Below are 1,006 nucleotides of genomic sequence, written 5' to 3'. Positions count from 1 at the left end.
GGCGGTGACACGGCGCTGGCAATCCTCGGCGGGCCGGATTCGATGCCCACCCCGGAGCTGCTGGCCCGGGTGCGTGCCGAGTACGGCCTGGACCAACCCCTGATAGTGCAATACGGCAATTACCTGGTGCGCCTGGCCCATGGCGACCTGGGCGAGTCCTATCGCTTGCGCATCCCGGTGCAGCAGGCGATTGCCGAGCAGATCGGTGCAACCATTCAACTGTCCCTGAGCGCGGCGTTGCTGGCGGTGGTATTGGCCCTGGTGTGCGCGATCCTCACCGCCAACCGTTCGCGTTGGGTGCGTTCAGCCGTTTCAGGCAGCGAGCTGGTGCTGTCTTCAGCACCTTCGTTTGTGATCGGGATGCTGTTGTTGCTGGTGTTTTCGTTTCATTGGCACTGGTTGCCGCCCTCCGGTTCCGTTGGCTGGCGCTCATTGATCCTGCCCTCGATCGCGCTGGCGTTGCCGGTGGCGGCAGTGCTGACCCAGCTGCTGCGCCAGTCCCTGGAAGACACCCTCGAACAACCCTTTATTGCCATGGCCCGTGCCCGTGGCTTGTCCGAAACCGCTGTGCGCCTGCGTCATGCCTTGCGCCATGCGCTGGTGCCGTTGGTGACCCTGGCCGGGTTCGTGTTCGCCAGCCTGCTGGGCGGCGCGGTGGTGGTGGAATTGCTGTTTGCACGCCAGGGCATCGGGCGCTTGATGCTCGATGCCACCAGCAACAAAGACGTGCCGGTGGTGCTGGGCGTGACCTTGCTGGCCGCCACCGTCTATGTGCTGGTGAACCTGGCCGTCGATTTGATCAACCGCTGGATTGACCCTCGGGCCAACCAAGCGTGAGTGCCTTTGAAGAAGGAAAAACCATGAGTGCTTCGATCCCCGCTGAAGTGAGTTATGCCGACTTGCACCAGCGTTTCGCTGACGTATTTGCCCGGATAGCCGACACCGCCGTCGCCCGCGAGCAGCAACGCGAGCTGGCCCATGACGCGGTGGCATGGCTGCGCGAGGC

1 protein-coding gene is annotated in these 1,006 nt (G+C 63.8%); it reads left to right on the top strand.

Annotated features, from left to right (window positions below):
• Window positions 1-837 (top strand): ABC transporter permease (locus HX846_RS35330; RefSeq protein ID WP_178967262.1); only part of this gene is annotated, 837 nt, incomplete at its 5' end.
• Window positions 838-1,006: the final 169 nt, after the last annotated feature.

The sequence above is a fragment of the Pseudomonas sp. K5002 genome, assembly GCF_013386655.1.
Classification (GTDB): Bacteria; Pseudomonadota; Gammaproteobacteria; order Pseudomonadales; family Pseudomonadaceae; genus Aquipseudomonas.
Note: the sequence above shows the minus strand (reverse complement) of the source record. Positions and strands in the feature narration are given on the sequence as shown.